We start from the raw sequence: 14,139 nt of genomic DNA on the forward strand, positions 1-14,139 counted from the left end.
TGCTCAAGGGCTGACCGCTTCTGCATGCTGTGTGGCACTGGTAATTGGGTCACGCGGCAACGGATTCGACGCGTGTTTTCGGCGAATCAAATGCTGCCGAATTTCGCTCGGTCCAATCGTATTCCCTAGCCGCTCCGAGAAAGATTTCGAGATGCTCGTGGGATTGACTGGAGGTCCACTGTAGACCCACGGTCCGCGTGATGTCGAAATCCTGAAGCGCAATCATGGCGATGCCCGGTGCGCTGAATGTTTTCGGTGCGAGGGCGATTCCAACGCCCGCCGACACTAGATTCAAGGCACCTTCGACCTGATCGGTCGTATAGATGTAGCGTGGTTTGATGTCGCGATCCGCGAACGTTTTTAAAATCGCGGGGTACTTTTCGCAGGATCGACATAGGATCAGGGGTTGCTCGCTGAGCGCGGAGACGGCAACCGCGCCTTGCGAGGAGAACGGATGACCTTGCGGCGTCGCGACAACGAAACGATCCTGAAACAGCGGATTGAAGGTCGGCACGGTGACGCTACTGTCCTCGCCGAGGATCAGGCCATGAAGTGTTCCGGAGCGTAGCTGGGTAATCAGATCTTCGCGGTTGCCATCGGTGAGAGTGACGGCGATTTCAGGGTGCCGATCCTGGAACTGCTTCATCAGGCGCGCGATATAACGCGACGGAATGGTCCAGTGAATCCCGATGCGCAGAGCAATTGAGGTGGGACCGTGCTGTACGGAGTTCTTGAGCCCCGACACGCTGTTCACAATTGTTTTTGCTTCCTGCAATAAACGTTGCCCCGCGGTGGTCAGCGAGACCCTGGTGCGGTTTCGAATGAACAGTTGCGCTTCGAGATCAGCCTCGAGCTTGGTGATGCTGGCCGACAGCGCCGGTTGAGAGAGGCAGACGCGTTCGGATGCCTTGGTGAAACTGCCCGTTTCCGCGATTGCTATGAAGTGCATGAGCTGCCGGACTTCCATGACTGCTCCTTATTCGGTTTCCCTATGGGTGCGACGCCGCGCTCGATGTCAGGGCGCTGCGCCGTCATTCCAGATTAGCGTTTATCCAATGCCGCGTGTCAGAAACGCATGCCGACACCGACTCCGAAAAGCCATGGATTGACTTTCAGGGTGCCGAGTGATGCACCGCCCAGCGTCGCATCGGTGTGCGTATAGATTTTCTTCACGTCCAGATTGAAGAAGGTCCGCGCGGTGAGGCGAATGTCCACCCCGGCCTGGAACGCCGGGCCGAAGCTGTGACGGGTAATCTCGAGCTTTTGACCCCCGGCGCTCAGGTTGCTGTTATATAGCAGCGTGTAGTTGATGCCGGCGCCCACATACGGATTGATCAATCCGTTGGGATTGAAGTGCCATGCGGCCGTGAGGGTGGGGGGGAGCAAGCTGACGCGACCCAGCTCGCCGAGATTCGATGTCACTGAGACGCGCGGACTCCCCAGAATCAGTTCGATACCAATATGGTTGGTTGCCATATAGGTAAAGTCCACTTCGGGCGCGAGCGTGTTGTTGACGCCCGTGCCGATGGCGTTGAGTATGCCTGTGGATTGAGCGACCGGTTCGAGGCTGACCAGGCGGAAGCGCGCCAGGATATCGCCTTGGTCAGCATGGGCAGTCGTCGTCAAGCCGATTATGATGGCCGTCACGAAGGGCGTGACGACACGACTAGGTTTCGAATACGTGCAGCGATACCCCGGCGACTCCGCCGGTGCCGAGTAAGCGTTCATTCTTTGTCTCCAATCTTTTTATTTGAAAGTACAGTGAATGCGTGTCGTCAATGACACGCAGCACAGCTAATCAGACGAGCATTCGAGCGGGCCTTACCTCGCCTCGGCTCTCGCCGAAGCCGATTCGCACGAAACCTGCGCGTTCGCAGTAACCCTTCAAGGTAATCGCATCGCCGTCCTGCACGAAGGCGCGATCCTCTCCCGAGGACAGGCGCACGGGTGCTGCGCCGTTACGCGCGAGCTCCATCATCGCGCCGGCTTCCTGAGCACCGGGTCCCGAGACAGTGCCCGAACCCAGCAGATCGCCGCGGCGGAGATTGCAGCCATTGATGGTGTGATGCGTGACCATTTGCGCGATGGTCCAGTACTGATGGCGGAAGCTGGTCGCGCAGAGCCGGGTCGCCGGAAGGTTTTCCCGGCGGGCATGCGCGGTTTCCATCCAGACTTCGAGCTGGATGTCGAGCGCCCCCGATTCGCGATTGCGGGATGAGTCGAGGTAGGCCAGTGAGGCAGGATCCTCGCCACGACGCGGCAGCGCGCTGCGGAATGGCGCGAGCGCTTCCATGCTGACGATCCATGGCGAAAGTGTGGTGGCGAAGTTCTTCGCAAGGAAGGGGCCGAGCGGATTCATCTCCCATGACTGGATGTCGCGTGCCGACCAGTCATTGAGCAGCCCGATACCGAACACGTGATCTTCCGCCTGATCGAGCGGAATCGCTTGGCCGCGCAGGTTCCCCTGTCCGATATAAACGGCCAGCTCCAACTCGTAGTCGAGCTTCGCGGTCGGACGGGCCTCTGGTGCGGCTCCGCCCGCAGGAAACACCTGCCCTGTGGGCCGGTGGAAGGTATGTCCCGAGATATCGATGCTGGAGACTCGCCCGTGATACGCGAGCGGCAGCCAGCGGAAGTTCGCGCCGATTTCATCCGACCCGAACAGACGCATGATATTGGTCGCATGCTCGATCGAAGTGTAGTAATCGGTGTAGTCACCGATCTGTACCGGCAGCTTGAACAGCGCCTGGTCGACCGGGACCAGGCAGCGGCGTACCGCGTCCGCGACAGCGGATCCTTCCTGCTCGTGCAAGAGCGCGAACAGTGTGTGCCGCAGCGCGCGCCAGGCGTGAGGGCCCAGGGCCATCAGCTCGTTCAGTTGCGGCGCCGCGCCGGCGGCGATGGCCACGCGGCCAGCATCGTCGGCCAGGCTTGCCTGGGATAGCAAACTTAGATCGACGATCTGGTCGCCGATCGCCACGCCGCCGCGATATGGCACGCTTTCGCCTTTCGGTCGGAACACGCAGATCGCGAGGTTCTGGATCGGGAAATCGCATCCGGTCTGATTCGCCGAAGCGAGCCAGCTTCGTGCGGAGGCGTCGTGCGTGTGATTCAACACTTCATGCATAACGGTTTCCTTGCCAACGGAAGGCTGGTCATCATTCGAAAGCGCCCAAGGGGTTGCGTCGGCTGAGCAGGATGCCGCGCGCCTTGAGCTCGCCGATCCTGGCGTCACTGACGTGTTGCTCGCGCAACAGCGCTTCGTTGTGCTCGCCTTGAAACGCGGGGATGCCGGGGCCGGGCAGTGTCGATTGGCTGAAATGCCAGGGGGCGCCGGGCATGCGGATGGTGCTGCCCGAACGATCGTCGACGTTGACCAGCGCGCCCCATTCGGACACCCAGTCCATCTCGGCGAATTCGTTGACGCTGCGGATCACACCGATCGCGAGGCCGGCCTCGCTGACTTGTGTCTGCAGGAGTTCGAGATCCTCGAAGGTGACCAGCCAGGCCTGGATTTCGGCCAGGAGGGTCTGCAGATGCTGGCGGCGCAGCAGCGCGGTCTGGTAGCGCGGGTCCTTGCGGAGGTCGTTGCGTCGCATCATCGCGCTATAGCGGATGAACATCGGGGTATAGACAGGACTGCCTGCGATGGTGATACGGGTGCCGTCCGGCAAGGTATAAATATGCGAATCCGCTGCGGAGAGAATCGTCGGCTCGCCTTCGGTGTCGACGCCCGAGAGTTGCGCGCCCAGCCGCTCGTTGACCGCGAGCATGGTGGCAGCCATCGAAACATCGATGTGCTGGCCTTCGCCGGTCAGGTTGCGATGCTGCAGGGCCGCGAGGATGCCAATCACGCCTTGCATACCAGTGTAGACATCCGCATGACTACAGGCATCGTTGCGTGCCTCCTTGAGCGCGTCGCCGAAATGCTGTTCGATGATGTCGGTGAGACCCGATTCGGCCTGCACGGTCGGCGCGAACGCGGGCCGGTTCTTCCACGACGTCGTCTGGCCGTACCCGCTGAGGGACGCGTAAATCACGCGCGGATTGTACTGGCGCACCTGCTCGTAGCCGAGCTCGAAACGGTCGAGCGTGCCCGGCCGGAAATTCTCGACGATGATGTCGGCTTCCGCACAAAGCTGCGCGACGATCTCGCGAGCCTCGGCATAGTTGAGGTCGAGGCTGAGGTTGCGCTTGCCGGCGTTTTGTTGGATGTAGTAGACCGACATGTCGCCGATCAACGGCATCCCCATCCGGCCGACATCGCCGGACGGAGGTTCGATCTTGGTCACGTCCGCGCCCAGATCGAGCAGGGTCTTGGTGCAGAGCGGACCCGCCAATACGCGGGTGAAGTCGACCACCCGGAGTCCATGAAGCGGTGCCGACATGATCAATCTCCTTCGAATACGGCGGTGCCGGGGCCGGTCTTGAAGAACGCCTCGATGCCGCGGATACGGTCCTTGGCTTTCCATACGTCGAGATTGATTTCGATCTGCGCTGCGTCGGCGGCACCGATGCCGCCTTGGGCGCACAGATTCGCCTGGCGTTTGATGTTCCTGAGGATCGCAGTGGGTGCGGCCGCGAGCTGACGCGCGAGTGACAGCGATGCTTCCGGGAGTTCGGCTTCCGGCACCACGTGGTTGACGATGCCCCAGCGCTCGAACGCCTGCGGGGTGTAGCGCCGGCCGATCATCGCGATTTCCTTGGCGCGCGCCACGCCGGCGCGCTGCACTAGCCGCTGGGTACCGCCCAGCAGCGGCAGCAGACCCACGACGCTTTCGACCTGGCCGAGGTAGGCGGTATCGGCGGCGACAATCATGTCGCAGGTCAGGGCCAGCTCGAGTCCGCCGCCGAGTGCGCCGCCATGGACCGCGGCCACGGTCGGGATCGGTGTGTTCTCAAGTACGTCGAACAGTTCGAACAGACGCTCCCGATCGTGTTGTATCGTGACAGATCCGTCGAGCAGCATCTGTAGTTCTGCACCTGCGCAGAAGTGACGCATGTCGCTGCGCAGAAGAATGGAACGGCAACCTTCTTCTACCGCTTGTCGATAAATGCTGATCAGATCGGCAATCAGCGCGTCGTCCAGCAGGTTTTGCGGGGGTTTTGCGAGCGAAACTACACCTACCGCACCGTCGCGTGCGTATTTGATGGACGCCATGTGGGGTCTCCGTGTTGGGATTCTGCGTCAGTTCGGCGCGTGCGAAGATCCCGCCGCGCCGAACTGATCGTCTGCAGACTATCCCGCATCACACCCGCATCGCACAATGTCCGATCGCGCCGATATTGCAGGTTCAAAACTGTCACGGTAGATGTTTCGGGCCGTGGTGATCGTCACGGCCATGGCTGCATGAAGAAAGAGGAGACCTTGGTGAGCGGACGAATCGTCAGGCAGTCGTCTTGTGATAACGCTGTGCGGGCTCGGCGCGCGACAATTTTCCCGCAAGCGCGATGCGCGCGGTTTCGAACGCATCCCATTCGGCAATGTCGGGCAACGAGGGCGAGGTCACGAACTCGCCGAGATCGAGGCCGACGAGTGCGGCCTCGACCATCGCATCCGTCGACATCACCATCTCCTTCGGCAGATTTCCACCGGCAGTCCGGCGTTCGCCCAGATATCGGTCGCAGTGGCGCCCGGCAGGACCGCCTGCACGCGTACGCCCTTGTCGGCGAGTTCATGTTTCAGCGATTGGCTGAAGGCCAGCACGAATGCCTTGGTGCCGCCATATACGCCATTCAGTTGCTCCGGTCCGATCGACACCGCTGACGCGATATTGATGATGGTGCCGTTGCCGCGCTTGACGAAGCTCGGGGCTACTGCATAGGTCAGACGCACCAGCGTGTCGATATTGAGCGTCACCATCTGGCTCATCTCGTCGACCTTCGAGTCGAGCAGCGGGGTGACTGCGGCGAGGCCGACGTTGTTGACGAGCAGCGAGACGCGCGCGTCGGTGCGCAGCAGTTCCTCGACACGCTGTAGATCGGCGCGATTCGCCAGGTCGGCCGCGATGGTCTCCACCTTGCGGCCGGTATTTTTCGTAATGTCGGCAGCCAGCCTGTTCAGGCGATCGGCGCGGCGCGCGATCAGGATCAGGTCATAGCCGCGCTGCGCCAGGTGCTCCGCGTAGGAAGCGCCAATGCCGGCCGAGGCGCCAGTGACGACGGCATAACCATTCACTTTGGTTTTCATCTAAAAGCTCCGGATCAAGAGTAAGCAGGAAACGTGGGAAACCCGTGGATACGACTTTGTAAACCGATCTGTTTACATCGCGCTTGCGGTATACCGATCGGTGTACACTGTCAACCGATATTGAAATGGCGGGCGTGGAAATGAACAGAGCGGCGGAAAATCCGGCGAGTGGTCTTGGCAAGCGCGACGAAATCGTGCGCAGCGCATACGGCGTCTTTTACGAACATGGCTTCCACGCGGCTGGCGTCGACAGTCTGCTCAAGGGCACCGGAATCTCGAAGCGGACGCTTTATCAATACTTCGCCTCGAAGGAAGACCTGATCCAGGCCACCATCGAGCATTACCGGCAAAACGCCGCGTTGGAGATTCGTGGGTTCGTCGATGCCGCGAAGGTGCGCAACCGCCTGGCGCGTCCACTGGCCGTGTTCGACTGGCTGGAAATGACGCTTCAAGCGGGACACAAGTTCGGCTGTTTCGTCATTAACGCGAAATCGGAATACGACGGCCGACATGCCGCTATCGAGCGCAGCTGCGAAGGCTATATCGACGATCTGGAGAGGGTGTTCACGGAGCTGTTAGTCGAGGCGGGTTGTCCGGAACCGAAGCGGGTTGCCCAGCAACTCCTGTTGCTGTTCCAGGGCGCGATCGTGAATACCCAGGGAGGCAAGCATCCCGGGCTGGTCCGCGTAGCGAAGATGGCCGCGAAGGTTCTGCTGGAAAACGCGAGTGCCGGGTGAGGCGTCACTCTTCGCGATAGTGGGTGGGCGGAACGCCGGTCCAGCGCCGGAAGGATTTGCGGAACGCGGTGCCGTCAGAGAATCCAATGCGGGCCGCGATGGACTCGATGGACAGACTGGTGTTTTTCAGAAATTCGATGGCCAGTGAGCGGCGCACGTCGTCCAGTATCGACTGATACGACGAATCATCGGCGGCGAGCCTGCGATGCAGCGTTCTGACCGACATGCCGAGTCGGCCCGCCATTTCCTCGGCGGACGGAAATGCGCCTGTCGCGTTGAGGCACGCCGCACGAATCCGGTAGGTGAGATCCTGGGTTTCCGACTGCTCCGCCAGCACACGTTCGCAAAGCTGCTGGCAGATGCGCGCAGTAATGGGGTTGGCGTTCGGGCAGGGCAGGTCCAGCACCGCGGTGTCGAAATGCCATTCCATGCGGTCGGCCCCGAATTCGACCGGGCAGTTGAACATGCGTTCCCAGTTGCGCCAGTGAGCGGGGGCTGGGAACGATAGAACCATGCGCTTAGAGGGAAACGGCGCGCCGAGCACCGCGCTGAACAGCGCGGTGATCGAGCTGCGCCAGAATTCCGCCACGAACGGCAGCAGGTCGCCGAGCGACGTGTAGCCGTGGCTGCGCAGGATGCCGGTGTTGTCTTTCTCGGAGTAGCTCACACCGAATACGGCGCCAGCCATCGATACATGATCGAGGCTGAATTTGAGTGCATCGCCAAAGGTGGTGCTGCTCACCATCGCGTAGCCATAGATACCGAAATCGCTGATGCGTTGGCGGGCGCCCGCCAGCAAGCCCACGTCGGGCCGGCGCGCCAGGCGGCATGCATTCCGGTAAATCAACAGGCGCTGGCGGTGTGAAATCCGCGCCTGATCATCTTCCAGCTGGCGCGCATCCGCCCCGGTGCGGGCGAACAAATCATTCACCGATATCCCCTCGGCTGCCAACTCGGCTGCCAGTGCTGCCAGGCCAAGCAGATTTTGCGTAGGCGCATCGGGATCCGCATGCATGGCGGTGGTCAAGTTTGAGATTTGCACGGTTTCTCTCCTGGCAGCGATCCCACTGATTATATTTCCTCTTCAGTTCGACTGTCAGTTTTGGACTCGTTAAATAGGCAGGAAACGACATTGTGCCGACCTCGGTTTGCTGCGATATTTCTCGTGAATCTAGGTATTTACGTAGCCGGGCGAGATGAGCATTCGTTTTGCCGGTGACACTATCAGGGCCTCGTGCCGAAGGAGTTTTCGTATGCAATATCAGACCGTCAATCCGGCGACCGGCAAGCTGACAAAAGAATTTGCGTTCGCAACCAGTCAGGAAATCGACGCTGTGCTGGAGACCGCCCACAAGACTTTCGAAACTGATTGGCGGCATCGGCCGGTGGGGGCGCGCGCGGAGATCATGAAGAAGGCGGCCGCGAATTTGCGGGAGCGGGCCGAGGAACACGCGCAGATCCTCACGCAGGAAATGGGCAAGCGCATTTTCGAAGCGCGAGCGGAAGTCGATCTGTCGGCGAGCATTCTCGAATACTACGCGGAGCGTGCGGAAGACTATCTGCAACCCAAACCGCTCGCCGATGTGCCGAATGCCGAAGTGCAGACCCATCCGATCGGCGTGCTGTTGGGCATCGAGCCGTGGAATTTCCCGTATTACCAGGTCGCGCGGGTGGCCGGGCCGCAGCTGATGGCCGGCAACGTCCTGATTCTCAAGCACGCGGAAAGCGTCCCGCAATCGGCACTGGCGTTTGCGCGTCTATTCGAGGAAGCGGGTGCGCCGGCCGGAGCATATACCAACGTGTTCGCGACCCTTGACGACGTGGGCCGTATGATCGACGATCCGCGCGTCAGGGGGGTCACGCTCACGGGCAGCGAGCGGGCCGGCGCGGCGGTTGGCGAACGCGCGGGACGTAACCTGAAGAAAGTGGTGCTCGAACTGGGCGGTAGCGATCCTTTGATCGTGCTTGAGGATGCTCCGCTGGATTGGGCTGTCAGCAGCGCGCTGATCGGGCGCATGTTCAATTGCGGGCAGTGCTGCGTTGGCACGAAACGCATCATCGTGGTGGGTCGCGCACGCGGCGAGGCGTTCCTACAGGAACTCAAGAAGGCCATGAGTGGTCTCGAGCCTGGCGATCCCTCGGACGAGAATACCGTGCTGGGGCCGATCGCGTCGGAGCGTACGCTCAACAATCTGCTCGACCAGATCGCGCGTGCCGAAGCGGGCGGGGCGTTAATCGCCCATGGAGGCAAGCGTATCGACAGGACGGGCTTTTATCTCGAACCGACCATCCTCACCAATATCACGGAGAGCAATCCGGCGTATCGCGAGGAATTTTTCGGGCCGGTCGTGTCGTTTTACGTGGTCGATGACGAAGCGCACGCAGTACGTCTGGCCAACGACAACCCGTATGGCTTGGGCGGCTCGGTACTTACCGCCGATTCGGCGCATGGTCGCGAGATCGCTTCCCGGATCGAGAGCGGGATGGTTTTCGTCAACCGGCCGTTCGGTACGGCGCCGCAACTGCCGTTTGGCGGGGTCAAGAACTCCGGCTTTGGACGCGAACTGTCAGCAGTGGGTTTCGACGAATTCGTGAACAAGAAACTAGTCCACGTCGATCCGGTGGGCACGCATCCGTTCGGGCCGGCGGCTGCCGCATAAGCGGATGGTGATGAAATGATGAGTAAATCTGAAATTGTTTTATGTCACCCGGTCCGTACCGCGATCGGGGCATCAATGGCGCGTTGAAAAGCATCCCCGCGACCGACCTGGGTGCGGTGGTGGTGCGTGAGACGCTGTCGCGCGCCAAGCTCGATCCGGCGCGCGTGGGTTCGGTGGTACTCGGCGATGTGGTTCAGGCCGGCAACAAGATGAATCTGTCAGCGAGGCTTGCAGGTTGGCCAGGTAGTTCGCGGGCTGGGCGGGAGCGGCAAGCGCGGTCGATACGCTCGTGCCGGAGTTTAGCTGAATCGCTGTATTGGAATTGGCAAGGCCCCGACCGGCGGGTCGGGGCGTACCCGTTAGCCGCGCAGGCGGCGCAGTTCGTCAGCAAGGACCCAGAGGGCGCGATTGAGTCGGATGTTCTGGTCAATTCCGGTCACGGCGCGGGTCGTGGTGGTCCGGCCATTCGCATTGCGATCTCAAAACCACCCTATTGACACGGGGAGTCATATCAACAGGGAAACCGGCGGGTACGCGCGCTGCTGATCGAGATCGCCTGGACCTGGCTGCGCTACCAGCCTGGCAGCGCGTTAACGAAATGGTTTGACCAGCGCACACAGGGCACGGGACCGAACCGACGCGCACGTCGCATCGCCATCGTCGCAGTAGCGCGACGTCTTGCTCCCGGTCATTCGCTGTGTCCAGAAATCTGGACTCTAATCGATCTGGCTCCGCCCATCAGAGATCCAGCCCGGACGCGGCTCGCAGACAAATTCGATAACCTCGAAAAACTAACAACCAGTTCTAGGAGTGGGGAGATTGCGGCAGGGAAGCGGGACTAGGCGCGAACGACGAAACGGCGGGAGGTAGCTGCAAGCACGCAGCAGCTAGCGGGGAGCCGACGTGCGTCCATTGAGCGGCATTGCTTCCATGCAGCCTTGCAAAGAGCCGGGGACACGCCGGACTTTCTCCACGGCAGTAACCCGACCGCGTCGTCGAGCCTCTACTGTAAATGGGGCGACTCTGCCCGGCCAGCCGGAGAATCAGTTGAAGCGGTTGCTATACGGCTACGGGCAACAATACCGTCGTAACAGCGGTTCATTCCCATCGCTTGTAGACGCTCTATGCATGCATTTGTCCTTCAAGAACTTGCGAATAATAGTCTGCAGGAACACGCTGATCATCCATGAGTGCCATTGCGCTTTCCATCTGCGATTGGAAGCGGTTGGCGACGATGCGGGACTGTCGGGCGGTAAGTACCGGCAAACAGCCTGAACAAACTGGTTCAGGACGAGGGATTGGATGCCGAGATTGGTGATAGCTGTACCATTAGTCGCAAGCGCGTTTGAAAAGCGCGAAGCAGTTCATCATCATCGTTTGCTTCCATGGTCGGATGGCCTCCCACTGGTTAGTTTCACTATGATTTCTTGAGGACACTAGTACAGCGTCCCTCAATTACCTTTAACAATTCGGTGCATGTTTTGAGTCGGCTTTCACGTTCCTGCAATCTTCTCTGAGGATGAAAATTATTAAAGCAATTCACGGGATGTTGTACTAGTACGAGTCGAGGGCTCTCTATGAACAGTTGCGCTCGTGACGCCAATGACGACCGGTCAGCGCTTGTTGAATGGGTGTCTCGTCCAGCGAGTCCATTCGGTAGTTGCGTCTCCGTGGCTACTGTGAATGAAGAGATCATCGACGCCAGTGCTTTCGCCTCATTCTCGGCACGCGTGTGCCCCCCGCACGTTCCTCAACGAGAGCGACATTCTGCTGCGTGGTCGCATTTTTCGATTCTTGACTCTTGGCGAAATCGAGCGCCTCGCTCACGGAGCAGCGACGAAGCCCCAACCCTAAGAGGCACAAGGAAGCGGAAAATCAACATCGCCGAAGGCCTCATGCAATGATCCGGACGGGGCCTTCACGGCTGCCATGTCCTAGATCGACGCCGAACATTGACGCTGGTCTAGTTGACGAGTCAGTGACCCTTCGCCGCTCACGAAGGGGGTCAAAGGAGTTCGACCGCAAGCGCAATACCCTGCCCGCCGCCGATGCACAGCGTGACGATGCCGCGCTTCAGGCCATCGCGTACCAATGAGTGAAGCAGGCGGGTTGTGAGTACAGCGCCCGTTGCACCGATCGCGTGGCCGTGCGCGATCGCGCCACCCTCCACGTTGACTATCTCGTCCGGCAGCCCAATTTGTTCCATGACTGCTAGCGGGACAGCGGCGAAAGCCTCATTAATTTCAACCCGATCAACATCGGTCAGGCGCCATCCCGCGCGCTCAAGAACCAGCTTGACTGCGGGCGCAGGCGCGATACCAAAGATGCCCGGCTCAACCGCAGATACTGCAAACGCAACCAGCTTCGCAACGGGCCGAAGGTTGTTTTGATCGGCGAAAGCCCGGGTGGAAACGAGCATGCCAGATGCTCCCGAGTTCAGGCCTGGCGCGTTGCCTGCCGTAATGGTGCCGTCCGGCCTGAAGGCTGGGCGCAATTTGGACAGGGTTTCGAACGTCGAGTCAGGGCGCGGCTGCTCATCAACGGAAAACTCGACAAGGCGTTTGCCAAGAGAGATCTCAAGAGGGATGATTTCTTCCTTGAATTTTCCCTTTGCCTGGGCGTTCGAGAAGCGGCTCTGTGAGCGCTCTGCCCAACGGTCCTGCGCCTCCCGGCTGATATAGTATTCCTTGACTAGATCTTCCGTGTGCCAGCCGGAGTGCTCGCTTGAGAAGGCATCGTTCAGGCCATCGTGCAGCATGCTATCGATAATGTGCGCATGCCCCATGCGGCTGCCCCATCGACCCTCCGGAAGGAGATAAGGCGCGCGGTCCATGTTTTCCATCCCGCCGGCAATCACAGCCGCGGCCGCGCCAAGTGCTACCTCCTGGGCGGCTGTTACGATAGCCTGTGCTCCGGAGCCACATACGCGATTCACGGTCAGGGCAGGGGAAGACACAGGAAGGCCGCCCTTGATTGATGCCTGGCGCGCCGGATTCATGCCGTTACCAGCCTGAATCACGTTGCCGAAGACGGCAGATTCAACCTTCGAAGCAGGCAACCCCGTTCTACGAAGGACCTCCTTTACGACGGAGGCGCCCAGGTCGGTGGCCGCGACACCCTTGAGAGAGCCGTTGAACGCGCCAATCGCGGTACGGACCGGTGCGGTCAATACAATTTCCGTGTCTTTGAACATATCATTTCTCCGTGTGCTGCACGTGTTTTCTGACAGCGACGCACACCCATGCGTGCGTCAATCCTGCTGGAGGTTTTGGAACAAAACATCGTCGCGCTGGGTTACGATGCAGCGCGCTGAAGTCCGTATGCCTGAAGGTGTGAATAAGCGACGTCAAGATAAGGCGTTTCGATCGCGTGCTGCCTTGCACGTTGGATCATGTCGCCAACGATGGCGTCCGATTCGATCTGTTGAGCGCCAGCCTCGATATCACGCATCATCGAAGCCGCCCACTTTGAACTCGGATCAAGCAGAGAACCTTCCATGCTGCGGACAGCAGCATCATCAAGACCAAATCCCGATTTCTGGGCTACCTGCAGGCATTCGTTAATCAATGCGCGAATCTGTTGCTCACCATTGGTCGTATGCATAATTTGGCCGATTGTCGAGCGCATTAGACAAGTGGCTCCAGCGCCTGCACAAATCATGACCCATTTCTCCCAGAGCTGAGCTTCGATCCGCTCCGAAATGTTTCGATCCCCTCCAGTGCGAGAGAACAGTTCGAAAATTTTTCGGGCAGCATCAGCCTGAATTGGATCGCGCTGCCCGACGATCAGCTTATCGAACGGACTCAGATGTGCGATGTCACCGTTCGGCAACAGTTTTGTGGCGATATAGGCGATACCACCAACCACGCGGTGACGGCCGAAGCGGCGGTCGAGAGCGTCGTAAGTCGAAAGCCCGTTAAGCAAGGGGAGGATGACAGAGTTGTCTGCAATGGCGGGGGCAATCGAAGCAATAGCGGCATCGAGGTCGTAAGCCTTGCAGGTGAGAAGCACCATGTCATACAGTGGGTCTACGTCCTCGGCCAATACCGTCTTGACCTTTGACTGGATGTCGCCGGAGGCACTCTTTACGACAATCCCGTTTGCCTGCAGGGTATCCTGACGCTTTGGCCTAACGAGGAAGGTCACATCGACCCCTGCCTGTAAAAGTCGGGCACCGTAATATCCACCCAGCGCGCCTGCTCCCAGCACTAGAATTTTCATTTAATCACCATTGTCAAGACATCTGTCGCTCGCGCAAGCTCCCGCCAGATAATGGCGTGCTCGCCGGGAAAAACACCTGCCGTTGCAAGTTCCGAACGGCAGGCAGAGTTACTTCAGCGCCCCTTTACTGAAGCACCGCGTTGCAATTGCCTTCTTGTTGGTGCAGTCATTCGGCCCCACGCCCGTTGCAGACGATCGAGCGCCTTTCCTTTCCAAGAGCGGCTTTTGCCGTTGGCGCGACAGGAATGGCTGTCGTGGAGCACGACAAATTTTCGGGTCCTCGACTTTGGTAGCTTGTACCGGCAACCCGTAGGTCCTCCAAATTCGCTGG

10 protein-coding genes and 4 pseudogenes are annotated in these 14,139 nt (G+C 59.8%); 4 read left to right on the plus strand and 10 right to left on the minus strand.

The annotated features are described in order from the left end of the window. Nucleotides 1-49: 49 nt before the first annotated feature. The 6 genes and pseudogenes from OKW26_RS17345 to OKW26_RS17370 form a co-directional block, all read right to left on the minus strand. A complete protein-coding gene (locus OKW26_RS17345; protein WP_429354512.1) occupies nt 50-967 on the minus strand; it encodes a LysR family transcriptional regulator in 918 nt (305 codons plus the stop codon). Between the two features lie 98 nt (nt 968-1,065). After that, nucleotides 1,066-1,728, minus strand: a complete 663-nt coding sequence (locus OKW26_RS17350; RefSeq protein WP_429354513.1) for an OmpW/AlkL family protein — start codon at nt 1,726-1,728, stop codon at nt 1,066-1,068. A gap of 70 nt (nt 1,729-1,798) precedes the next feature. Further along, nucleotides 1,799-3,127 (minus strand): fumarylacetoacetase, encoded by a 1,329-nt coding sequence (gene fahA, locus OKW26_RS17355; protein WP_429354514.1) that lies wholly within the window; start codon nt 3,125-3,127, stop codon nt 1,799-1,801. Between the two features lie 31 nt (nt 3,128-3,158). After that, entirely contained in the window at nt 3,159-4,388 is a 1,230-nt protein-coding gene (locus OKW26_RS17360; protein ID WP_429354515.1) for a CaiB/BaiF CoA transferase family protein, read from the minus strand. 2 nt (nt 4,389-4,390) lie between these two features. After that, complete coding sequence (locus OKW26_RS17365; RefSeq protein WP_429354516.1) at nt 4,391-5,161, minus strand: enoyl-CoA hydratase/isomerase family protein; 771 nt, start codon at nt 5,159-5,161, stop codon at nt 4,391-4,393. Nucleotides 5,162-5,387: 226 nt separating this feature from the next. After that, nucleotides 5,388-6,190: pseudogene (locus OKW26_RS17370) on the minus strand (SDR family NAD(P)-dependent oxidoreductase). A 125-nt stretch (nt 6,191-6,315) separates the two neighbouring features. Between OKW26_RS17370 and OKW26_RS17375 the strand changes: the two are divergent. Further along, a complete protein-coding gene (locus OKW26_RS17375; RefSeq protein ID WP_429354517.1) occupies nt 6,316-6,927 on the plus strand; it encodes a TetR/AcrR family transcriptional regulator in 612 nt (203 codons plus the stop codon). A gap of 4 nt (nt 6,928-6,931) precedes the next feature. Here OKW26_RS17375 and OKW26_RS17380 read toward each other — a convergent pair whose 3' ends face one another. Further along, nucleotides 6,932-7,969, minus strand: coding sequence for an AraC family transcriptional regulator (locus OKW26_RS17380; RefSeq protein WP_429354518.1), 1,038 nt, complete (start codon nt 7,967-7,969; stop codon nt 6,932-6,934). A 211-nt stretch (nt 7,970-8,180) separates the two neighbouring features. Here OKW26_RS17380 and OKW26_RS17385 point away from each other — a divergent pair, with 211 nt between their 5' ends. Both OKW26_RS17385 and OKW26_RS17390 read left to right on the plus strand, forming a co-directional pair. Continuing rightward, complete coding sequence (locus OKW26_RS17385) at nt 8,181-9,587, plus strand: NAD-dependent succinate-semialdehyde dehydrogenase (RefSeq protein WP_429354519.1); 1,407 nt, start codon at nt 8,181-8,183, stop codon at nt 9,585-9,587. 41 nt (nt 9,588-9,628) lie between these two features. After that, nucleotides 9,629-9,760: pseudogene (locus OKW26_RS17390) on the plus strand (hypothetical protein); the annotation flags it as partial. Nucleotides 9,761-9,946: 186 nt separating this feature from the next. Here the strand turns inward: OKW26_RS17390 and OKW26_RS17395 are convergent. Further along, nucleotides 9,947-10,063, minus strand: a pseudogene (locus tag OKW26_RS17395) (DUF932 domain-containing protein); the annotation flags it as partial. A gap of 36 nt (nt 10,064-10,099) precedes the next feature. Here OKW26_RS17395 and OKW26_RS17400 point away from each other — a divergent pair. Then, a pseudogene (locus tag OKW26_RS17400) lies at nt 10,100-10,270 on the plus strand (IS110 family transposase); the annotation flags it as partial. 1,322 nt (nt 10,271-11,592) lie between these two features. Here the strand turns inward: OKW26_RS17400 and OKW26_RS17405 are convergent. Beyond that, nucleotides 11,593-12,780, minus strand: coding sequence for a thiolase family protein (locus OKW26_RS17405; RefSeq protein WP_429354520.1), 1,188 nt, complete (start codon nt 12,778-12,780; stop codon nt 11,593-11,595). Nucleotides 12,781-12,881: 101 nt separating this feature from the next. Next, nucleotides 12,882-13,808: a 2-dehydropantoate 2-reductase gene (locus tag OKW26_RS17410; protein WP_429354500.1), complete on the minus strand. Its 927-nt coding sequence runs from the start codon at nt 13,806-13,808 to the stop codon at nt 12,882-12,884. Between the last annotated feature and the right edge of the window lie 331 nt (nt 13,809-14,139).

It is taken from the genome of Paraburkholderia sp. 32 (genome assembly GCF_050435345.1).
Classification (GTDB): Bacteria; Pseudomonadota; Gammaproteobacteria; order Burkholderiales; family Burkholderiaceae; genus Paraburkholderia; species Paraburkholderia tuberum.